19 protein-coding genes are annotated in these 22,746 nt (G+C 54.9%); 10 read left to right on the top strand and 9 right to left on the bottom strand.

Translation table 11 applies throughout. From position 1 onward, the window contains the following. Window positions 1–9: 9 nt before the first annotated feature. From eno to NB063_RS00560, 5 genes are all read right to left on the bottom strand, one after another. Window positions 10–1,302: a phosphopyruvate hydratase gene (eno, locus tag NB063_RS00580; protein ID WP_250926781.1), complete on the bottom strand. Its 1,293-nt coding sequence runs from the start codon at window positions 1,300–1,302 to the stop codon at window positions 10–12. Beyond that, a complete protein-coding gene (locus NB063_RS00575) occupies window positions 1,299–2,291 on the bottom strand; it encodes an aminoglycoside phosphotransferase family protein (protein WP_250926780.1) in 993 nt (330 codons plus the stop codon). The genes eno and NB063_RS00575 overlap by 4 nt, the downstream gene beginning before the upstream one ends. 106 nt (window positions 2,292–2,397) lie before the next feature. Continuing rightward, window positions 2,398–3,420 carry a beta/alpha barrel domain-containing protein gene (locus NB063_RS00570; protein ID WP_250926779.1) on the bottom strand — a complete coding sequence of 341 codons (1,023 nt, stop codon included), beginning with the start codon at window positions 3,418–3,420 and terminating at the stop codon, window positions 2,398–2,400. Window positions 3,421–3,433: 13 nt separating this feature from the next. Then, on the bottom strand, window positions 3,434–4,576 hold the full coding sequence (locus NB063_RS00565; RefSeq protein ID WP_250926858.1) for a carbohydrate kinase family protein: 1,143 nt from the start codon (window positions 4,574–4,576) through the stop codon (window positions 3,434–3,436). A 2-nt stretch (window positions 4,577–4,578) separates the two neighbouring features. Continuing rightward, window positions 4,579–6,093 carry an L-fucose/L-arabinose isomerase family protein gene (locus NB063_RS00560; protein ID WP_250926778.1) on the bottom strand — a complete coding sequence of 505 codons (1,515 nt, stop codon included), beginning with the start codon at window positions 6,091–6,093 and terminating at the stop codon, window positions 4,579–4,581. 116 nt (window positions 6,094–6,209) lie between these two features. Between NB063_RS00560 and NB063_RS00555 the strand changes: the two genes are divergently transcribed. The 8 genes from NB063_RS00555 to NB063_RS00525 all read left to right on the top strand — a co-directional run bounded on the left by NB063_RS00555 (window position 6,210) and on the right by NB063_RS00525 (window position 14,532). Continuing rightward, window positions 6,210–7,049 carry a helix-turn-helix domain-containing protein gene (locus tag NB063_RS00555; protein WP_250926777.1) on the top strand — a complete coding sequence of 280 codons (840 nt, stop codon included), beginning with the start codon at window positions 6,210–6,212 and terminating at the stop codon, window positions 7,047–7,049. A gap of 229 nt (window positions 7,050–7,278) precedes the next feature. Next, a complete protein-coding gene (locus tag NB063_RS00550) occupies window positions 7,279–8,322 on the top strand; it encodes a DMT family transporter (protein ID WP_250926776.1) in 1,044 nt (347 codons plus the stop codon). A 177-nt stretch (window positions 8,323–8,499) separates the two neighbouring features. Continuing rightward, window positions 8,500–9,963: a sulfatase family protein gene (locus tag NB063_RS00545; RefSeq protein WP_250926775.1), complete on the top strand. Its 1,464-nt coding sequence runs from the start codon at window positions 8,500–8,502 to the stop codon at window positions 9,961–9,963. A gap of 163 nt (window positions 9,964–10,126) precedes the next feature. Beyond that, window positions 10,127–11,257 (top strand): DUF899 family protein, encoded by a 1,131-nt coding sequence (locus NB063_RS00540; RefSeq protein WP_250926774.1) that lies wholly within the window; start codon window positions 10,127–10,129, stop codon window positions 11,255–11,257. 28 nt (window positions 11,258–11,285) lie between these two features. After that, entirely contained in the window at window positions 11,286–11,420 is a 135-nt protein-coding gene (locus tag NB063_RS32155) for a hypothetical protein (RefSeq protein WP_261367152.1), read from the top strand. 233 nt (window positions 11,421–11,653) lie between these two features. Beyond that, window positions 11,654–12,499: a YciI family protein gene (locus NB063_RS00535; RefSeq protein WP_250926773.1), complete on the top strand. Its 846-nt coding sequence runs from the start codon at window positions 11,654–11,656 to the stop codon at window positions 12,497–12,499. Between the two features lie 349 nt (window positions 12,500–12,848). After that, window positions 12,849–13,241: a YciI family protein gene (locus tag NB063_RS00530; protein ID WP_250926772.1), complete on the top strand. Its 393-nt coding sequence runs from the start codon at window positions 12,849–12,851 to the stop codon at window positions 13,239–13,241. 40 nt (window positions 13,242–13,281) lie between these two features. Beyond that, window positions 13,282–14,532, top strand: coding sequence for an RNA polymerase sigma factor (locus NB063_RS00525; RefSeq protein WP_261367151.1), 1,251 nt, complete (start codon window positions 13,282–13,284; stop codon window positions 14,530–14,532). 35 nt (window positions 14,533–14,567) lie between these two features. On the opposite strand, the gene NB063_RS00520 is transcribed toward NB063_RS00525, so the two are convergent. The 3 genes from NB063_RS00520 to NB063_RS00510 form a co-directional block, all read right to left on the bottom strand. Next, window positions 14,568–14,753, bottom strand: coding sequence for a DUF1501 domain-containing protein (locus tag NB063_RS00520; RefSeq protein ID WP_250926770.1), 186 nt, complete (start codon window positions 14,751–14,753; stop codon window positions 14,568–14,570). Between the two features lie 474 nt (window positions 14,754–15,227). Continuing rightward, window positions 15,228–17,405, bottom strand: coding sequence for a dockerin type I domain-containing protein (locus NB063_RS00515; protein ID WP_407652516.1), 2,178 nt, complete (start codon window positions 17,403–17,405; stop codon window positions 15,228–15,230). 113 nt (window positions 17,406–17,518) lie between these two features. Next, window positions 17,519–17,962 carry a hypothetical protein gene (locus NB063_RS00510; protein ID WP_250926769.1) on the bottom strand — a complete coding sequence of 148 codons (444 nt, stop codon included), beginning with the start codon at window positions 17,960–17,962 and terminating at the stop codon, window positions 17,519–17,521. A gap of 304 nt (window positions 17,963–18,266) precedes the next feature. On the opposite strand from NB063_RS00510, the gene NB063_RS00505 reads away from it, so the two are divergent. After that, window positions 18,267–18,773, top strand: coding sequence for a MarR family winged helix-turn-helix transcriptional regulator (locus NB063_RS00505; RefSeq protein WP_250926768.1), 507 nt, complete (start codon window positions 18,267–18,269; stop codon window positions 18,771–18,773). After that, on the top strand, window positions 18,766–20,040 hold the full coding sequence (locus NB063_RS00500; protein WP_250926767.1) for an NAD(P)/FAD-dependent oxidoreductase: 1,275 nt from the start codon (window positions 18,766–18,768) through the stop codon (window positions 20,038–20,040). The genes NB063_RS00505 and NB063_RS00500 overlap by 8 nt, the downstream gene beginning before the upstream one ends. Here NB063_RS00500 and NB063_RS00495 read toward each other — a convergent pair whose 3' ends face one another. Beyond that, on the bottom strand, window positions 20,041–22,185 hold the full coding sequence (locus NB063_RS00495) for an FAD-dependent oxidoreductase (protein ID WP_250926766.1): 2,145 nt from the start codon (window positions 22,183–22,185) through the stop codon (window positions 20,041–20,043). Window positions 22,186–22,746 lie beyond the last annotated feature (561 nt).

Below are 22,746 nucleotides of genomic sequence, written 5' to 3'. Positions count from 1 at the left end.
GTCTCGTCGTTAAACGCGTGCCAGTTGCGTGAAGATATTGCCGCCCTCGAAACGTGCCCGACGACCGAGTTGTCGTTCGATGCGTAGAACCTCGTTCCACTTCACCATTCGCTCGCTGCGGGCAAACGAACCAACCTTCAACTGACCGGCATTGGTCGCTACCGCGAGGTGACAAATAAAAGCGTCTTCGGTCTCACCACTGCGCGCCGAAACGACCGGTAACCAGCCCGCCTCCTGCGTCATGCGAATCGCGTCCATTGTCTCGGTCACTGTTCCGATCTGATTCAACTTGATCAAAACGCTGTTGGCGGCCTGGCGACGAATCCCTTCTCGGATGCGCGTGAGATTAGTCGTAAACAGATCATCGCCGACGATTTGGACGCGATGGCCTATCGCCCGATTGATCCGATCCCAGCCGTCCCAATCGGTATCCGCAGCGGGATCCTCGATCGAGATGATCGGATACTTTTCGCACCATTCGATTAATAGCGACGAAAACTCTTCAGACGTGAATAGACGATCTTCGAGGCGAAAGTGGTAAGTCCCCGTCGTTTCGTCATAAAGATCACTGGCCGCGATATCCAGCGAAATCGATGCTTCTTTGCCTGGCGTGTAGCCCGCTCGTACCATCGCTTCGGTCAACACGTCGAACGCAGCTTCGTTGGTTTCGAACTCAGGCCAATAGCCGCCCTCGTCTGCCAAACCGTAATACTTGTTTCGCTCACGCATGATATCACCCGCCGCGTGATAAACGTTGAAGGTGATCTCCAGCGTCTCGGCATAGTTCTTTGCTCCGGTCGCAATGACCAGGAAATCTTGAACATCGGTTCGCCAGTTCGCGTGAGCTCCGCCTCCGATAATTTGAATTTCAGGAAGCGGCAACAAATTGCCATCGGTCCCACCGAGGGATTCGTAAAGTGGCACGCCCTTTTCGGCGGCAGCCGCATTCGCCACCGCCATCGACACACCTAGAATCGCGTTCGCCCCCAAACACGCTTTGTTCGGTGTCCCGTCGAGTTCGATCATGGCGTGATCGATTCCGGATTGATCAAAAACATCGTGTCCGCGTAACGCGGTTGCGATTTTGGAACGAACATTTTCAACGGCTTGCAAGACTGACTTACCGCGAAAAAAATGCTTGTCACCGTCGCGAAGTTCCAAGGCTTCGAATTGTCCGGTCGATGCTCCGCTGGGGACAAGTCCATAACCTTTCTTTCCACTGCCCAATGTGACCTCGACTTCAACGGTCGGATTGCCACGGGAGTCATAAATCTGATAGGCGTCAATCGATTCAATTTTCATCTATTTATCAATGGCTGAAGAGTTTGGAACCAGTTCTCTGCGATTTGTTTTAAGGAAATGCCGTCACGCAAAATGTGTTCGTGTGTAAACGAGCGAACGAAATTTTGTTGATCGACGTTCAGGTACTCCACCGGACTCTTGCCATCGACACGTGCCAGCATGAGCATCGGCAACAACGTCGCGGCACGCGTTTCGACCTCGCGGTAATGCTCTGGATTACCGTCGCCGTAGCCCTCTCGCACGGCGGAGATTATTTCCGGCATCGGCAGTTCGACCGGGACGTGGAACAGACTTTTCAGAAACAGATGATTCAGCAAAAACGCGAGATCGAAAGCGGCATCGGCAAAACACGCGACTTCGCAGTCCAGCGGAACCAATCGGCCATTCAGATGCATGATATTCTTGGGACTGTAGTCGCCATGAATCAAACATTGACGGCTCCGTGTCAACCGATCCGCCTCCGCTAGTATTCTCGTTGCCAAATCAGCGTGCTTGTGTGCGGTCCCTCTGAGATAAGGATCAATCCGGAGCTGATCGAAATTGGGAATCGTGTCAAAGTCCGCTTTGACGCGAGGATCTCCCCACGTGCGTGAGTGAATTTCACCAACCAGAACGCCAGCTCGGCGCGCTAAGTCGACATCACAATGTCCCGCTAAGAGATCATCTTTCCAGTTTTGAAACTCCTCGAGATACTCCATCGAGAACAATCCCGCCTCGGCATCGCAGTGATAGATTTCGGGCATTGCGTCGGGACGAAAACTCGCGACGTATCGCATGTAGGCTTGTTCGGTTTGATTCCGCGACGTGTCGGCGAACCAGTCCTGCTGTACCTTCAGTTTCGCCAGTGCTCGCTTGACAACGAATCGTCGATCTCCGTCTTCAACAAGATAGATTTCACTGGAAACGCCACCGGTGAGCGGTTTCAAACTCGGCGTCGCGGTTTGCAGGAATCCGCGATCTCGCAACAGTTGCTCAAATGCGGTCGTCATGATCGGGCCCACTTGCAATCAGGCGGGTTCATCGAAATGCAAAATGCGTGGACGCACGCTGTTTGCGAAAATTCGAAAGACGACCTACTTGATCTCATGACGTCCCCTAACGCGCGTAGCTGAGTTCGGGGGCGGTCAGTTCGCTGTCTTGATCCAAGTCGCGTTTGGGTGCGATGCCGAGTTTTTGCAAATCGCCGTGATAGGCCTTCACGGCTTCTTCGGCAGAGACATCGCCATCGACAATCGCACGCAGATAGCGAACCATCGTTAACGGATGTTCGGCATCCTTGATTTTGCGACCATACAGAGCAACACGGGCGCCATACTTCTGAGCCTCGGAAAGCTGCTTGAATGCATCGTACGTCGTCCCGCTTCCGCCGCCCAAAATCCCAACGATCAACTCCGAGTCATACGCGGCCAGTTCCTCCATCGGCTTCGGACCGAAGTAGGGAATCTTTAGAAACTTGGGCCAGTGATCCCGTGCGACGCCCGCCAAAGCGCGAACGAGTGCGTCGTTCACAAACGAAGGAATGGCCTCCGGTGCGATCCCGCAATTTTCAACGTTGGGTGCAAAGACTTCCAGGAAGTACTCGAACCCGCACTGAGCCGCTTCAAAGCGAAACTCTCGAAACGCCATCAAATTGTTGATATCGGAATCGAGATCATTGTTGAACGTCATCGAGTACAACCCCAAGTTAACAACCGGTTTTTCGGTTACTGGTGCCGTTAGACTTCCGTACTGAGCTTCGTGCAAGAAACTCGTTCGGAATGGGCGTGACGGCTGGTCCCGATAATTTGCCGCACGACTGATCCAGACATCGGTGGTGTCGTTGGCACGTATCGCAGGCGTGACGGGGCTGTCATCAAACAAGCGTTCACGGTGCGCCAGCACACTCATCGCCGAGTTGGATGCCAACAGAATATCGATGTACCCGCTGCCTACCATCTCACGCATTTGGTCCATGAACTCCGGCATGGAATAGAACCGGGATTCACTCTGCGGTGGATAAGGCATCCCCGGAGAGGCGATCCCCCACGCCATGTCCGCATCCTTCGCATCCGCGATGATGAAGTCCGTCGCGTCCGGGTTGCTGCGCAGGTTATTGAGTTTCTGATCTAAGGTTTTCAAGAATTCGTTCCTCTTAAGAGACGATTGCGTCCGCCGCCCATTCGCGAAGGAACTGAATAAGTTGCGGCCATGAGGCGCTTTCGGCACGCCGCACGAAGTAGCCCGAACTGGCGTTGCCGAGTCGCAGTCGATCGGCAGGGTTGAGCTCTAACAACAGCCCGGCAAAGAATCCCGAGTTAAAACGATCACCCGCTCCGACACTGCGTTTGGGTTTGATGCAGTACGGACCGCTCACCGTTGTGACCATTTCCGTGGTTGCCGTTGTTGCCGAGTCGATGAGATGAATGCTGGTTTCGCTGATTTCGGCCCGCATCCGGATTTCGTTGGCCAGACGTTCCCAGGATTTCGCGTCACTTCCCGCTTCCTCGATCTTCAATGCTCTCGCGATCTGGTTCGCTTCGTTCCCGTTGACACTCAATGTGACCCGGCCGATGGATTCAAATCCCTTCAAGGCGTCGAGCATCTCAACCAACGCGTCTGCCGTCCGGCTCGCGGGATCCGCGAGATCGAAAAAGAAATGTGGGCGATGTGACATTCCCGCGAGGACTTCCTCAACCAGATATTTCCAACACTGCGTCATGTAGGGGTAGACCGACCAGCTCGTCAGCGCGATCCCCGACGCCTGCTCGCACGCGGTTCGGAACACGCCGTCGGCGAACTTTTTGCGGAGATACGAAGGTGTGAAGTTGGCAAAATGACTGAACGAACAGAACATCAATTTGCCGTCGTCGAATTCAGTGACGATCGCGCGTCCAGGGTCCATCCCGAGCGAGTCAACGGCCTCACACTTGGCAATGAAATCGGCGAACACTGGATGCGGCGGAGCCCCCACTCCCGAAAATGCAGTCAGCGGAAACCCCAACGTCGCGATGCCGTCGCCCATGTTGACCGTGCAACCGCCCGCGGTCACTTGCTCGCATACGAATTCTCGTAAACCGCTCTGTCCCGTAGCGGCGTTGGCCCACGCACCAAAGTCCGCAATGGTCGGCATCGGTAGATATGACTCCGGCGAGTGCCGTTGTCCAACAATGCGAATCGACTCATCGACGAACGCATCAAATCCCATCACCACCGGCAACCGATCGATCGTCACATCCGCTGACAAAAGCCGATCGGCCAATGCGTTGAGTTTGTCCTGATGATGGTGGCTCAGCATTTTCAACGACTCAGCCCATAGTTAGCGTTTGATTGGCGAAGTGGAATCTCCTTCAACCCACAGAAATGATTCAATATCCGAAGCTCCTCGTGCCAATGGCCGTACCCGACGCTCCAGTGATGATCGAGGCCGGCGTCAAAAATCGTTCCCATGATCTGTCCGACCGTGGTATCGCCCGTCGGCTTCATCAATCCATACGTACCTCGGTAGTCCAGTTCCGTGTCAACGAACTCACCCTCGAACGCGAACCAACGACTCGCATCGGGGGCGAGATACCGCATGACCGTGATCGGCCCGTTGGCCAAGAGAAACTCCAGCATCAAACCAACGGCCGTTTCAGGGTCACCATTTTCCAAAATCGAGTGACGCGTCGCGGCGAATTGAGTCCCCGGTTTGAGCAACCGGGTTGGAGACGCACCACAATGCCAAATGCCGAGTCGATCCTGCTTCAGTTTCCAAAGCGATAAATCCATCATCGTCGGTACGGCGTCACCGTTGGACAACAACCACAACGCCATCGACGACAGCAACCCGTTCATTTCGCCTTCTTCGGCAACGCAGAAACCAAAGTCGTTCATCATCGACACCGAGCCATCGATCGCGCAGTGATAACAATCAAACAGTTCAGGCCAACTCTTCACCGTGGCACCGATATAGCCGTGCTCCGCCGCGAGATCCAGCATTGCTAAACCGAATCGATAGGTTTGCAAAATTTGTTCATCAGGCACGCTCACCTTGGCGCAGTCAGGATGCCCAATCATGGCGTCTTTCAGACGAATAACATCGGCATCGGTGAAACGTTTGTTCGCGTGCTGAAAGACGGCTTCCAAATCTATCCGGTCGAAACGACACCCCAGGTTTCGCATGACCGCGAGTTCGTCGACTTCGCCGTCATAAAATGCCGTCACACGTGAGCCACCGGCATGCAGAAACTTAGAGTGTCGAAACTTGTCACGAGCAAACACAGCCCGCGCAAAGCATTGCAATATGCCGTGCGACGACGCATTAGTCTCTTCGTGCAACCAAGCGTAGGGCACCTCCATTTGCGTCCACATTTGCTGCAGGAAGTTTTGGCACGTCAGGCTGTTTGCTTCATTCGACGCTCGGTTGCCTGGCTCCGGCCACGCCCATGAAAGCAGTGGGACTTTGTGGTCGGTCAACCACCGGCCCAGATGACTTCCGATTTCACCCGCGGTATACGCGGCATGGAAGAACACGATTCCGGCCAGGCCCTCTCGCAGTTCTCCGTCGAGCAACTCACAGAGTGCGTCCGGATCCTCAAATGGCTCCGCGGCACGAACGATTTCAACCGGCAGATCTGCCGTGGCTTCGCACAACGCCGAGTACGCGGCATCGTATCGCTGACACGCCTTCCCCCACGGAAAATGGATCTTCACCCCACAGGCAACAATCAAAATCCTGCTCGGCGAGAGTGGACGTGGCGGACGCACTATCTCGGATAGCACATCGTTCAGAATGCCTTTTGTTGGCAACGCAAATGTGGAGTTGTTATTCATCCCATCAAGATCCCAGGTAGCCCCCGGCTCCACTACGCTTTGGCTCACAAAGACCTATACTATCTTCACCAGTTTTCGAAAAAACACGCCCGCAATGTGTTACCAGAGCAATTCACATGAAGATGATCTACGAGAAAGTCACCGTCGATGAGCAGGCGTCGTTTCGGTGCTTGGAGTGGATCGACAAGGACTTCGATTGTCCTCACCACTTTCATCCCGAAATCGAGATCACTCATATCATCGCGAGCAGCGGTGAGCGGTTGGTTGGGGATCAGTTCGATACCTATACCCCCGGTGATCTCGCCATGTTCGGGCCTCTACTGCCGCATCGTTACAAAAATTGGAAATGCAAGAAGTCGCACTCCCGGGTGGTGCAATTTCGCATCGACGCCCTGGGAGGTGACTTCTTCAATCTTGCGGAATGCCGTTCCATTCGCCAACTGATTCAAGACGCCTCACGCGGCCTGCAATTCTCCGATCCGGTTCGCAAAGAAGGCAGTCGCGTCATGACACGCCTTTTCAAAGCCCCCATCGGGCCGCAGCGACTCAGTCGCCTGATCGAGCTATTGGACGTTCTCAGCTCCGACACTCAGCGAGAACAAATGGCCAGTCATGATTTTATGGCGTCCGAAGACGTCGAACAGGACAAGCGACTCGAAAGGATTCTCAGTTACATCGACGCCCACTGGCAGGACACAATCCGCCTCGCCGACATCGCGAAAGTCGCGTGCCTGCACCCTCAATCGTTGAGTCGCTATTTTCGGAAACGGCTGGGCAGAACGTTCCAGGAATACGTTATCGAACTACGCCTCAGCCGGGCTGCTCGAGAATTGCTCGAAAGCAAACGCACCGTTTCGGACATCGCCTTCAGTTGCGGTTTCAACAATCTCGCAAATTTCAACAGACTCTTTTTGGCTCGCTACCACATCTCTCCGCGTGACTACCGGTCGAGATAACGCGTCGGCTACATTAGCTAACGCAAGAAGATGAACGTGAATCGATGACGCGTCATTCGCGGCGTGATCTGAGACCAGTTCATTGTCGACGACGTGGTCCGGGTAAGAAGCTCCAGTGACCACAGCCATGATGGCTACGTGACACTCACCGAGAGTTCAATATTTCACCGATTCAGTCGCTCGTTTTCAGATCCGCTGGCTTGGAATTGCCGGTCTGGATAGAAACGAAATGCGATTGATCCTCCAATCGGGGACCATCTTAACGGAATCCGTCTGCTCCCTTAGACTCCGCAACTGGAACATCCCGCAGGCACCGCGACATCCTTCGTCCGCTGTGAACGTAGGCGGGATTCCGATCTGCCTTCAATCGTTGGTTTCAGTGATCGACTATATCAAACTGCATTTCGTTATCTTGTTGTGGGGATTCACCGCGGTCCTTGGAAACCTGATCGACCTCAGCCCGACTCAACTGGTTTTCCTGCGCAGCCTGTTGTCCGCACTGATTTTAGTGGCAGTTTTACGATCGCGTTTGAAGATCGACACGAAGGTTGCTGCCATGCTGTTGGGCAACGGATTCCTGTTGGGGCTTCACTGGATCCTATTCTTTGTCGCAGTCAAAATCGCGTCGGTTTCCGTCTGCATGATCGGCATGGCGACGGTTTCGTTTTGGACTGCGGTTCTGGAACCAATGATGGTCTCGCGGGTCCGATTCAACGCGTTGAACTTGCTACTCGGCGTCGTTGCCGCAGGCGGTGTCGGGATTATCTACTACAGCCAAGCTCATTTTCAAACTGGCGTGATCGTTGCGGTTGTGGCGGCAGTCTTGGCGTGTTTGTTTTCAATCTTCAATGGACAACTGTTTCATCGTGCGCCGCCCATTGTCATCGTTACGTACCAAATGGCGGGATCGGCCATGTTTTGCGCCGCCGCACTTTTGTGTTTCGGTTCATCTGAACTAGGCCCCACCCTGAAACCATGGATTCCGCCGGTTTCCCAGTGGGGATGGATGATGATCTTGGTACTGGCCTGCACGATCTACGCTTATCACGTGTACGTGCGTCTGCTCGAGCGATTGAGTGTCTTCACGATCAACTTTGCGAACAACCTCGAACCGGTCTACGGAATCGCGTTGGGTTCGCTGCTCTTCCACGATCATCGTGACGTCAGTTTCAGTTTTTACGTTGGTGCCGCGGTCATCCTCATTTCGGTGTTGATTCAGCCATGGTTAAGCGAGGAGCGGATCGCGCCGCAAAGCTCTGAACCGCTGACCTGAATTCAGCGAACCGAAATTCAAAACCAACCCAATGATGCTCAAACGACAACGCTCGTCACCGCCGCGTTTGATGCTGCCTACACAAGTGATGAGTCGACATCAGCGAATGAGTTTGCCCGGCGGGTGCGCATTTCCATTTGGCACGAAACGTCGACTATGATGAGTGCGAAAATCCCCATGCCTCGAAACGAATTTGCCCTCATGAATTATCGGTATGTGATCTTAGCGTTAGGTTGCCTTGTCTTTGCGGCGGTTTCCGCGGCGGCGGATCCCAGCAACGTCGTGTTTCTGATTGCCGACGACATTTCTCAGGAGGACCTCGGATGTTACGGACACCCGAGTGTGCAGACTCCCAACATCGACGCGTTGGCCGCCCGTGGCTTGCGTTTTGACAACGCCTACCTGACGACGAGCAGTTGCAGTCCGAGTCGGTGCAGCATCATCACCGGGCGATACCCGCACAACACCGGTGCCCCTGAATTGCACACCGAGTTGCCCGCGGGATCCGTGTTGTTTCCCGAGTTGTTGAAAAACGCGGGGTATTACACCGTCTTGTCGGGCAAGCATCACATGGGCAATCACGCGAACGTCGCGTTCACCAAAATCTCCAAAGGCAAAGGCCCCGGCAAGGAAGAAGATTGGGTCGAAATACTGCGTGACCGTCCGAAAGACAAACCATTCTTTTGCTGGTTTGCCTCCACGGACGCACACCGTGCTTGGTCGATCAACGAGGACGCACCGAAATATGATCCCGCTGACGTGAAGGTCCCGCCTTATCTGGTTGACGGTCCGAAAACGCGTGAGGATCTCGCGAGTTACTATCACGAAGTCAGCCGGTACGACCATTTTGTTGGCGAGGTTGTCGCAGAACTCAAACGCCAGGATGTTTTCGATAACACGCTCATCATCGTGATGGCAGACAATGGACGTCCGTTTCCCCGCTGCAAAACCCGGTTGTACGACAGCGGAATTAAAACGCCATTTGTCGTTCACGATCCGCGGCGATCCGAACCGGCAGTCGTAGAGGGGCTGATCAGTTCCATCGACGTTGCAGCCACGATTCTTGAATTCACGGGCGTCGAGAAAGACCCTCGAATTCAAGGCGTCAGCTTTGTGAAAATCTTGAAGGATCCGAAGGCCAGCATTCGTGACATGGTCTTCGCCGAACATAACTGGCACGTCTACCGCAATCACGAGCGGTCCGTCCGATTCGGCGATTGGCTCTACATCCGCAACAATTTTCCTGACCAGCAAAACCTTTGCGTGGAAGCGTACATCGGCGGTGCGGGAGAGGAACTTTGGGCCGCACATAAATCCGGGCAACTGACGGACGCGCAATCGAACGTCTTTCAAAACCCGTGTCCCGCGGAAGAGCTTTATCACGTTGGACGCGACCCCGACCAGTTAAACAATCTCGCTTCGAATCCCGAGCAAGAGCAGGTACTCAACCAAGCTCGTGCATTGTTAACACGTTGGACCGACCAGACCGGCGACACGATCCCGACCAACCCTACCCCGCACCGGGATGCCGCCCCCGGGGGTTCCAAGCCGGACCGCAAAGCGTTTAAGCATCTGGAGATGCCCGGTGACGCCTCAAAGGCCACGGAAATCAACGAACCCGGTCCGATCTCGATGCCGTGATATCGTCTCCGCACCCGTTTGAACATGATGTACGGATAGGAACCTCTGGGCGGTGCGCGTTCTCTGGTAATTTTTATTGCAGTGATGTCGATTTGCTGCGGTGTGTTTCGACTATTCACAAAGTGGCGAGGAGTTCCGTTGGTCACACATGCGAGAGAGAACGATGAAATTCATTTGTATGGGATTCATTGACGAATCCAAACTAGCGTTTTTGGCCGAGGAGGATGGCCAGCGGATGATGGAAGAGTGCTTTGCCTACGACGACGAACTGCGTCGCGGCGGCCATTTTCTTGGGGGCGAAGCTCTGCAGGCGGCACAAAACGCGGTCACGTTGCGGATAAAGAACGGCAGCGTCGAGGTGACCGATGGTCCATACATCGAATCGAAAGAAATGCTCGGCGGCATCCTTTTGCTTGAAGCCCGCGACCTGAATCACGCGATTTCGTTGATGACTCAACATCCTGGCGTGAAGATGGGGCCGTTCGAAATTCGGCCCGCCGATGAAGAGGTCAACGCGCTGATCGCCGCCCGCGACGCCGCCATGGCGAACGCATCGCACGATGAATGCGACAAGTCACTGAAACCTAGCAGAGGGAAGCCCGCCGTGGTCTCGCGGAAAGAGTGGCAGTCTGCGATGGATCGACTGCGGGTCAGAGAAAAGGCGGCGACACGAGCTCAAGATGCACTCGCTGCCGAGCGAGGTCGGATGCCAATGGTCAAGATCGAAAAGGATTACACGTTCGAAGGTCCCGACGGCAAAGCCAGATTGATCGATCTGTTCGAAGGCCGTCAGCAGCTCGCCGTTTATCACTTCATGTTCGCCGAAAGCGTTTGTGGTTGGCCGGCGGCTGGTTGCGTCGGATGTTCCACTTTGGTCGACAACCTCGGGCACCCGGCACATATCAACGCTCGCGGTTTATCGATTGCGTTGGTTTCACTCGGGCCATTTCCGACTCTAGAAGCCTACAATAAACGCATGGGCTGGACGCTGCCGTGGTATTCCTCAGCAGGCACCACGTTCAATGAGGATTTTGGGGTGACGACTCCTGAAGGAGAATCGCATGGGCTGAGTATGTTTTTGCGAGACGGTGATGATATCTATCAAACCTACTTCACCGGACGACGTGGCTGTGAAGCGTTCATGACTTCATTCGCCTTGCTCGATCGGGCTCCCTTGGGAAGACAAGAGACTTGGGAAGATTCCCCGGAAGGCTGGCCTCAATCCGATCCGTACGTTTGGTGGCGGCGGCATGACGAATACGAGGCGCCCACTCTAACATCGTTGCAGAAATGAGTCGTGTTTGTTTTGGGGAACGTGGCCAGTGTCACCATGGACTCACGTACACAAGGCAGTCGTCAAATGGGCAATTCCCGGTATCCTGTTGTGCGTGATGCCGAAGTGTCCGTTCTTCGTCAACGCCTACCTGCGTGACCCGGCGTATGGCGGCGTCAAATGAAGGACATCGCTCAACGTTGATCAACAACGGGCCGCAGGTTTGATTACAAGAAACGACTGCTATTGAGCGAGTGCTTTGTCAAACCTGAACTTCGGGGTTGCCTGAACTGGAGGGCTCGCGCAATTCCGCTAAAAAACTTAGCGGAACGGCGCAAGCCGTCCGGTCACCCCTCATTTTCGATGGTGGCAAATCACTAGAGAAGAAACGCAATTTTTAAACATAGGGAGAAGAAGATGAAAGTCATGGTAATGGTGAAAGCGACGAAGAGTTCCGAAGCGGGCGAGTTGCCCAGTGAAAAGTTGCTAACCGAAATGGGGAAGTTCAATGAGCAATTGATCGACGCCGGAATTATGAAAACAGGTGAAGGGCTCAAACCGAGTTCGGAGGGTGTCCGCGTTCGCTTTTCAGGGGCGAACCGAACCGTCACTGATGGACCGTTTGCGGAGACCAAAGAGTTGGTGGCGGGCTATTGGATCTGGGAAGTCGCGTCGATGGAGGAAGCGATCGAATGGGTGAAGCGTTGCCCGAACCCGATGGTGGAGGAGTCCGATATTGAAATTCGCCAGATCTATGAAATGGCTGACTTTGCCGAGAGCGATCCGTCGGGCGAGATTGCCAAACACGAAGAACAGCTGGCTGCCAAACTCGCTACCAAATCCGCGGTCGTCCAGTCGTACCTGTTCTTCGAAGGTTGTTGCGAAGAGGCTCTGGACTTTTACGAGCACGCAATTGGCGCGACGGTAACGATGAAGATGCGATACAGCGAATCGCCCGAACCAATGCCAGAAGGAATGGTGCCGGATGGATACGAGAACAAAATCATGCACGCGTCCTTTAACGTCGGCGAGATGTCGTTAATGGCGTGCGATGATTGCACCGCAAAACCTACGCACGACGGATTCCGACTCGCGTTATCCGTCAAAACAGTCGCGGATGCGGATTTGGTCTTTGGTCAACTCGCCGAAGGTGGCAAAATCGATATGCCTCTCTCCCAAACGTTTTGGTCGCCTCGATTCGGCATGGTGACGGACCCGTTCGGAGTGGGTTGGATGGTGATGGTTGCCGGTGAATGCGAATGACCATTACCTAACTTGATATCGCCACTTTTCACGTAGCTCGGTCGCTCGGGACATTGATTGTTTTAGTGCTCCTTTTAGCGGAACGGCGCAAGCCGTCCGGTCCCGCGTTACCGGACGGCTTACGCCGTTCTGCTCCATTTGAAATCCCGCAGTAATAAAATCGACGTCTCGCGAGACCGAGGATTTCGGACGCTTCCCACTTTCAGAGCGCCGGAGAGACTCAGCTACGTGAAAGGCGAAAACTCCAATGCGTTCGCCAAAAAATGTCACTCTCCAGCTATCAAATCACACGTTTTTCCCGCTCAAGGCGGACTGCTATTTTGAAAACGATCGCCAAGGGAATTTAAAAATGAAATACATGCTTCTCATTTATGGAAACGAAGATTGTTGGACCGAGGACGAACGCAAGGAATGCATGCTCGAGTCGATGAAGATCAGCAATGAACTCCAGCAGCAAGGAAAGCTGATTTCGTCTGACCCGCTGTATTCGATCACGACGGCGACGAGTGTCCGAGTGCGTGAAGGAAATCGGCAGATCACTGATGGCCCGTTCGCGGAAACGTCTGAGCAATTAGGCGGTTACTATTTGATCGACGTCGAAAATCTAGACGAAGCGATCGCGATCGCGAGTCGATTGCCACCCGCGAAACTTGGGACGGTCGAAATCCGACCGATCTTTCCAAAACCCGAATTGCCCGAATCTTCAACCGAGATGGCATCCGATAGGAAAGCGAGCGTTTAGCATTGTTGCGGCCCTCCTTCCATTCGCCAACTGAATCGTGATGTCGTCACAGATGAACGCCGACGCCGTGGACCAGATCTACCGCAACGAATCGCGACAAGTGTTTGCGACGTTGGTGCGGTTGCTCGGCGATTTCGATTTGGCTGAAGAGGTCATGCATGAAGCGTTCGCGGCCGCGATTCAAAAATGGCCGGAACAGGGAATACCCGCTAATCCGGTGGCTTGGCTGGTTTCGACCGGGCGATTTAAAGCCGTCGATAACATCCGCCGGCGACGACGACTCAGTGAGTTGCAACCCGAGTTGGCACGCCGAGTGAGCGAGATCGAAGCAGCCAATGATTCGATTGCTGAGCAAGACATCAAAGACGACCGGCTACGTTTGATCTTCACGTGTTGCCACCCCGCGATCGATCCGCAAGTGCAAGTTCCGCTGACCCTACGTGAAGTTTGCGGACTGACGACGGAGGAAATTGCACGTGCGTTTTTGGTGCCACCTTCGACGTTGGCACAGCGGATTGTGCGTGGGAAATCGAAGATTCGCAACGCAAAGATCCCGTTTGCCATTCCATCGCTATCGGATCTTCCCGAACGTCTCGATTCGGTTCTTTCGGTGATTTACCTGGTCTTCAACGAAGGATACTCCGCATCGAGCGGGGAGAGTCTCACACGTGTGGATCTTTCGGACGAAGCAATCCGTCTCGCCCGATTATTGATGGATCTGTTGCCACAGCCCGAGGTCGCGGGTTTGCTCGCGTTGATGTTGCTGCACGAGTCCCGACGCACCGCGCGTACGGATTCGCTGGGCGATATTGTTTTATTAGAAGATCAAGACCGAAGTCTTTGGGATCAAACTTTGATCGGCGAAGGAAAGGATCTGATCGAACGATCCTTGCGGACGCGGCGCATTGGCGTTTACACGATTCAAGCCGCGATCTCAGCGGTTCACGCGGACGCAAGATCAGCGAGTGAAACCGACTGGGCACAAATCGTGGCACTTTACGATGTGTTGTCGAGTGCGGCTCCGTCCCCCATCGTGGAGCTCAATCGAGCGGTCGCGGTCGCCATGCGTGACGGCGTGGAAGTCGGGTTGGCGATCATCGATGAGTTGATGCAACGAGGCCAGATCAACGACTACTACCTTGCTCACTCCGCGCGAGGCGAGTTGCTGCGACGCCTGGGCCGAACCGACGAAGCGTTACAAGCATTCAAGCGTGCATTGAACCTTGCCAAACTGCAACCTGAACAGCGATTCCTTCGCAAGAAAATTGACGCACTGCGAGCGAACTCGTAGTCTCGCGTGCTTTTGATCGCGGATAACGCTGTGAATCAGGCCAAGATGCTATTGACAACACTTGCTAGTTCGACATCGGTTCGTTTGAAGTCGAGACCTTGATGACGATGTGTGAATCGCTCGTGGTCGCCGCATAGATGCAAGAGTGTGGCTTGCAAATCGCGGATGTGAAGGAGATTTTTGGCGACGTGGAATGCGAACTCGTCGCTATGACCGTACATGGTGTCTACGTTCAAACAAGGCTATCGCTTGCCTGCCAAAAATTCATCATGGACAAGACGTGTCGCTGTTTCTTTTGTGTTTAGTTGGATCCAGTGTTTCGGGAAATTAGTCACGATCGTGATGACATCCAAAAGCCACGGACGTGAGTCCGTAGTTTGGGAAGACAAATTAATGCAAGTCGCAACGCGACGACACCAAACGCGGGCGTGTGCTTACGAAGGAACTACCGGGAACGGCATCTGTCATTGCTCAGGGCGTCGATTTAATTTCTGCGGGACTTCAAATGTAGCGGAACGGCCCAAGCCGGCTATCGGTTTAGTTGTTTCGAAAAGTTTCGTGAGCCGGCAACGCGAGCTGCGGGCCTCCAATGACCGTGTTCTCACCGTTAGGCCCGCGGACAGCGCCGTCGGCTCATTAAAACAACAGCCCGCAAGCCGTCCGGTCTCACCCCCATTTAGACTGCTGAACAAGAACTAAAATCGATTTTCCGTGAAGATGGAATCGATCATAGCCAACCGTTGTTCGAGCGAATCCCGCCCGGACAATTCATCCTGACGAAGGCCCGACGCATCCAGTTCTGGGCTTTGGATTTCCGATTGGCTATTGGATGTCGAGCGTGATGCTGCCGTCGCGCTGGAATTCACTTGGTTGGCCGTTTGGCTCTGATCGAACAGCTCGAGATCCGCGTCATCGAGAGTGGTATCGAGTGGAGTCGTCGCCAGAGCACGAGAAGAGGTGGTGGAACGTGGGGAGTCACTATTATTTGTGTCCCTTTCGTTCCCCCTGCGATCACCTCCGTCGTTGTTTCCTACGTTTCCGTTTCCACCTTGGTTGTTGTCGGCGAAGCCTCCGCCTCCCGTATCGCTTCCTGAGTCGGCGCCGGTCAAAGCCGCGAATTCGGATGCAACGGTCGCGGCAACGGTTTGCCCGACTGCTTGACCGACGAGATCGTCGAAGTCGAAATGGATACCTAAGTACACACGACTGCGGCCGTTTTCAGCCATCGCTTCGCTGAACGAACTGAACGTGCGAGTTGCATCGTCAAGGCTGATTCCGTAGGCGTCTTGTAGCTCAGGATTTTCGAGCAAGATCTCCAGCTCCCTCGATGTCAACTCGAAGGAAATGTCATCGGTTCCGTAGAACTCCTGAAGCGTCCCGAAGAGGGCGCCGCCGAACGTCGCGTGTCCGGAAATATAGGTTGGGAACTGAGGTGTGAATCCGATCTCATCGTCGCCTCCATCGGGAGCTCCCAATGCGGTCCAGTCGGCGTCGCCTTCTGTGAGCCCGTTGCCGTCGATGTCGCCGGATTGAATCGCCGTGACGGGTCTCCAAAACTCTTCGCTGAATTTGGTGTCCCATGCCACAATCGCCGCGTCGGCCATCGCTACGGATGCCTGGGCGAACAACGCCGCGTTTTCCTCGAGCGTGTTCCCTTGTTGGACAGCGATCGTTAAGAGCACATCGTTGTAAAGTGCCAATGGCGTTCCCAAGCCTTCACGGTCGTACGCCCAGAAAAGGCCGGCTTCCGTTTGATCCTCCGTTCTGACGGTGCTGTCGGCCGCACCGAGTTCTTTGACTTCGTTGTAGGAGGCGGCGTACTCCTCGCTGGTCAGAGCCGGAGTGGTTTCAGGTAGATAATCGTCGCTGGAACTGATCGCGAACGTGTCCACCTCTCCCCAGCCCGGTCCCCACACCGGGACGTCGGGGTTGAGTGGATCAGCTTGGAACGAGCCGACTTCATCTGAGTAGGTGTATTGAACGATTTCGTCGGAACCGTCGTCGGCGCGGCTCGCGAGGATCTCGTTGCCGATTTCGGTACCCAACGCGATGCTGTCGGAGGTGTTGTCACCACTGCGGTAGTTTGCGAGGCTCGCTGCTAGGAACGAGTCGAGAGTATCCTGCTGGTCTGGGTAGAGTCCGCTGAGAACAGTGTATGCCGCTTGAGAGGCCACGATTTCCGTCGTGACGTTGTCAGTGCTGCCGCGGAAGTCGATCGCATAGTCGTAGAAGGTATTCGCGTCGGCACCATCGGTAGCGAGGGCAACGGCGTCGAAGATGGCGACGTTCAACATCGCCATCGACCGCGACGCGTAACCGGGATTCTGATTCTCGACGCTGCTTGCCAGGATTTCACCAAAAAGATCGTTCCATTGGAGTACCACATCGGAATCGCTTTCAAATGTGGGTAGATCACTGTCGTCGGCTGAATCAGTGGGTGAATCTTCGCTCGGTAGATCAAGAGACGTGTCGGGGTTGTCAACGGGATTTCGCAATCCGTCGTCCCCGCGATTGAGACGATTGATCACCATTAAGGCATCCAGTGCACTGTCGCGGCCGTCGTTGTTGACGTCGGTCATCCGTCCGCTGCCTCGTTGCTGCGACCCGGGTTCGCCCGCCCCACTGCTGTCCGCTTGATTGATTTGATTGATAATCGTTAACGCGTCAACGGCTGAAACGATCCCGTCTTCGTTGACGTCTTCGGGCATCGCTTCGTTGTGAAAGATGTTAGCCGCCATCAATTGTCGATTCTCTAGCGTCTCGGGACGGAGTCGTCGACGCGTTGATTTGCGTTTGCGACCATTGCTTTTCAATGGTGTCGAACTTTGGGGGGAGGGGGAGCGTCGAACCCAACGATTCATAAAACGGGCCATGCGTGCACCTGTAGTGGAGAAGGGGGTGGCGAGGACCACCGCGAAACGGCCTGGACCAGCCGCTGTTTGTGTCCTTCTTTAGGTGCGAAAACGCACACTGAATGTCACGCGTTTCACCGAACTTTATGCCGATCGATCGAGCTTCGGACTTTTGCCGCAATCATCGGGCTGAAGAAGAGTGTTAGCAGACCGAGAGGCATCAGCCCTCCCTTGAACAGGTTGTAGTCTGACGCAATGCGTTCCCATGTCAGTCCCATCGCGAACCGACCAAACAACACCTCGAAGGCAACCGTCAACACCAGCCAGAGCAAACCAATCATTAGCAGTTCATTACTTCGGCGAGCGCCGATCCATCGAATCGTTATCGACGCGATGAGCAGGATGATCAACGATCCGCTGAAAACACCCAGTTGATTGGATCGGAATTCGCCTATCAAAGGCATGAGTGCGATTGTTCGAAAAACACCGTGGAAGATTTCCGCGGCGATCAGCATCAGCCAAATCACGAAACCTCGAAAAGCGATTCGCCATCGATTGTGAGCGTGCGATTCATTCATCGCGGATGGAATCCACGGAAGTTGGAAAACGAAATCGGAAGCAGCCGTACGTGTGCTCAAGATCCGAGCGATGCAGATATCTGCGTCAAGTTGCAATGATAGGCTCTGCCGGAAGCTGCACGCAAGTTGCCCGTGCGATGCCTGCCTAAGAGGTCCGGCCGTTTCGATGTCTCGAAGTTTTGATGCAACCGTCCGGTCACGTCATTGAAATCCAGCTCTCATCGATTCACGGCGCACACGCGTCCATACGTGTCGACATAACACTTGTCTTGACGATAGTTGTTGCGACGAGTAATTTCGAACCATGGCCAAAACATCGACCCGCACCGCGGTGACGCCGACGAAACGAACTTACGATTCGTTGGAACAAGAAGTCTTCTTGAACCTGTGGCGGACGTATGATCGCCTCAAGACGTTGGAGGATGACGTGTTCGGTCGAGTCGGTTTGTCCGCCCAACAGTACAACGCGCTCAGGTTGTTGCAGTCGATTTATCCGGACGCGATGCCGACGTTGGTGCTGGGGAGTCGGCTGATATCGCGTGCCCCCGACATGACGCGTCTGCTCGATCGTTTAGAACGACGCGAACTTCTCAATCGCGAGCGGAAGCCTGAGAACCGCCGCGTGGTCGAAGTCCGGATCTCTAAGAAGGGCGTAACGCTGCTTGACGAAATTCACGATGCTGTCCAGGAATGTCATCAACAGCAGTTGGGGCACCTGAAGAAGAAGGATTTGCGTCAGTTGGCCGACTTGCTCCGACAGGCCCGCCAACCCCACGAGAATCCCAGTCATCTATCGGTCGCCGATGAGTAACGGTGAACGCATTTTCAATACATCAAACTTCAGCACGGATAAAACGATGGCGGGTAACCAGGATCTTGATGTCGTTGTGATTGGTGGCGGTCCAGCCGGTGCGACCGCTTCGACATTGATCGCTCAGCAGGACTATCGTGTGGAACTATTCGAGCGAGAGCGGTTTCCACGCTATCACATCGGCGAGTCGCTAATTCCGGAAACCTATTGGGTGCTCAAACGGCTCGGGATGCTCGACAAGATGAAGTCGAGCCACTTTGTCAAAAAACACAGCGTTCAGTTTGTGAGTCCGTCGGGCAGGATTTCGGCGCCGTTCTACTTTCATGACAACAAACCGCACGAATGTTCGCAGACGTGGCAAATTCGCCGGAGCGAATTCGACGTCATGATGCTCAATAATGCCGAGGAACATGGCGTCGTCGTTAATGAGGGAGTACGGGTTCTCGACGTCTTGTTCGAGGGTGACAAGGCTGTCGGCGTACAGATTGTGGATGAAGCCGGGAACCAAAGAGAAGTTCGAGCCGATGTGGTTATCGACGCCAGCGGACAGAGTTCCATGCTGATCAACAAGTTCCGACTGCGAGTCCCCGATACGCAGCTGAATAAGGGAGCACTCTGGACATACTATGAGGGGGCCGATCGGGATCAAGGCAAGGACGAAGGGGCGACGATCGTCCTGAGTTTGCAAAACAGGAAAGGTTGGTTCTGGTACATCCCGATGCACGATGACCTCGTCAGCATCGGTGTGGTGGCAGACTTCGACTACTTGTTCAAAGGCCGGGATAGCAACGAGTCCACCTATTTCGAAGAAATGGAAAACTGCCCCGTCGTCAAAGAACGGGTGGCTGGCGCCAAACAAGTTGCCCCGGTCAAGGCGACGAAGGACTACACTTCCAGTGCCAAACAAGCCGCTGGAGATGGTTGGGTGTTGGTCGGTGACGCGTTCGGATTTCTCGACCCGCTTTACTCATCGGGAGTGCTGCTGGCGATGAAGTCGGGAGAGCTTGCCGCCGATGCGATTGTCGAAGGTCTGCGAATCGGTGACACGTCTCGGTCGCAGATCGGCAAATGGGAAGCGGAGTATGTCGAGGGAATGAACCGAATGCGGCGACTGGTTTGCGAATACTACGACGGCTTCAGTTTCGGGGAATTTATTCGTCGCTTCCCGCATCACCAAGGCAGCGTCACTGATCTGCTCATCGGCGACCTTTTCAAGAAGGAGCTGGATCAGGTGTTTGTCGACATTGACTCGATGAAAGTCTCCTAATCACCACTCCCATGCACCAAACGGTTGGGGATCATCCAGGTCGTGAACGCCATCTGCGTCGGCGTCGTTGCTTTCATGGCGTTGCCAAGCCGGTGCGGGCTGGTCTTGGATCGCGTTCCAAAGTCTATGAGCAAATTCGCCTCGCGTGAGCTCTTCACCGACGCGCAGCTCAAAATCATAGCCGCTGCATCGCGTAAGCACTTCATCACGCCAGGCTTTTTCCGCTGGCGCATCGGGACGAAAGTCGACTTTGTCACGTTCGGTGGGGATGAGGCCGCGGGCACTCAATCGGTTGATCGCGACAAAGGCGGCGTGATCGGCGGGCAGATCACGCCAGGGCCAGAGCAGCATGGGGGTGGTCTCGGTGCCGCCGCAAATCGCGTGTTGGATTTCTTCGAGTCGTTCACGGCTCCACGCGAGATCACGCGGCTGGCTTTGATGATGCAAGGCGACCATGGCGAGCGCACCGGCGGCTTGACCAATATGCACGCGATGATCGTGCAGGCGAATGGCGCTGCTGACGATGCTGCTGAAGCCCACGTTCCCTTGTGCACCGATCAAACCATCCATCTTTACGGGGATCAGGCTGCGAAGCGGAAAGACGCTGCGGTCGCTGAGATTGTGCACGCCACGCCCCGGCTTTTCGTAGTGAGTCCACGGGCCGGTATCGCCCTCATCCTTCAGATACGTCCGCCCGGTATCATGGAAGTCGTAGTGGAACTGCCACGCGAAGACGCTATCGGGATACATGATGTGGGCGAAGGATTCCTTCGCATTCTTGGCCGTTTTCCCTCGGGTCAGGCCGTCCTGCTCACGGATCATGTAGAGTGATTTGAGACGCAGGCTCTCGCGGATGTAGGGTTTCATCGGCAGACGATCAGGCGTGCCAAACTCGGTACTGAGATGGAAATGACGCAGGCTGTTCGCCTTATCTGCTGCGCGATCATGAACGGTCGTTTGCAAATGATGCAGCAGGCCGAGGGAGTGTGCCTTGCAGTTCTCGAAAACGATCTGGCGTTGCTCGCGTGTCATTAAAACAATGTTCTTCATTGACGCGCCTGGTTCCGTAGCCTCCAACGCGTCGCATACATGCCGTGGTAGACGCTCGAGCGGGTAGTCTTGGCCGTTCGCATAGCAAATCAGTGCCGAGGTAATACCGTCGGTGCTCGTGGTGCCTTCCACGAGGCGACGCATGGTGAGAACAGTTCCCTGGCGTCGGCTTTCGGTGCCCTTGGCGGGCCACGGCGAGTTGTTGCCCGCTTTGACCCGTTGTTCCCACTTCAACTTCATGGCGTCTTGACGTCCGAACGAGGTGCAGCGGAAGTAACTGCGCTCGTCGTACCCCGGAGGGGCCGCGATCGGCGAGTCGTCTTCCCCTTCCTCCACGATGAGTGTCCAGGTGATGGGATTCATCTCGTTGGGTGGATTGACGGACGTGTCGGCTTGAGCGCTGGGCTCGCCGTAGCGTGACTTTGGATCCGGACCGACTTCGAATTCGGCGCCGCTGAGCTGCACGACGTCGCCCCAATCGCTCGCGTCGATGGTGATGGCGGCCTGCACCTCCAGCGTCTTACCTTCCTCCGAGCGAAACGTCATGCCGGTGACCGCATTCGCCGAGGTCAACGCCGCAATGGGTAGGTGATTCAGCTTGAGCGTCACCTGCCCGCTCGCGATGTAAGGCTGGAGCATGTCACGAAAAATCGCCTCTGCCTCCGCGGGGCGAAAAGTGGTCGGCCCGTGCATCGGTTTACCCGGCATCGGCGAACCGTATTTCGTCGTGTTGAAGGCCTCGATGCGATCCATCAATTCTTTGAAGAGACCGAAGCGATGAAACGATCGCTTCATCGGATGCCACGCTGGTCCCCAGCCCACTTTGCCTGGCCCCTTGCTCTCATCCACGCATGCGAGGCCCTGTTCGGTGTATTGCCCTCCGAGCCATCGACCGTCATGCACGATCGTGATCGACTCGCACCCCATTCGCGCCGCCTGAATCGCTGCCGCCCAACCGGACTCGGTGCCGCCCACGATGAGGATTTCGGTTCGGATCGTTTCCCCAGCGTGCAACGACGACGGAAATCCGAGCAGTACCACGGTGAGGAGCGTGATGGCGTATTTCATGTTGGCTTTATCGAAAGTCGTTTTCATTCGCGAACCAAATGACTTTGCCTGAGCTGGCGATCGTGTTCATGTGGGTCGCATCAAGACGGCGAACATGAAATTCTAGCACGGCAGCAGATGTGTTTGTTGTTGTCAAACACGCGACCAGTATAGAGCTGACCTCGCCTGCGAACTGAGTGCCGAAGGCATGGCATGCGCAAGCCATGGACACAAGTCCATGGTCGATGGCAGTACCAAGTAGCACAAGTGCGGAAGGCATGGCGTGTGTCGTCGCGGCTTTCGTGAGTCGCCTCCCGGTTTTCTAGACAGACGTGACTACTCGTAACGCAACCGTATAGCCGGCGATCTGCTCAAAAACGCGTTGGGTTGTGAATTGTCTGTTAAGTACAGGGGCTTGAGTCAATCAATACGCCATTGTTTCCTTTGTTGGCTACGGCTAATGCGGTTCGCTAGGTCAACGTTTAAAAAGGGACAGAGGTGCGAAAGTTGCAAACGACCAAGATGAGCGGAGACATGCTCAGCGTGACAACAAAACGGGTGGACGTTCGGTCATCGGCCAGTGAGGACCTCCTCGCTCCCCCGGGCAGA

The organism is Aporhodopirellula aestuarii (genome assembly GCF_023701485.1).
GTDB lineage: Bacteria > Planctomycetota > Planctomycetia > Pirellulales > Pirellulaceae > Rhodopirellula > Rhodopirellula aestuarii.
This window is presented reverse-complemented; position numbering and strand designations above follow the sequence as displayed.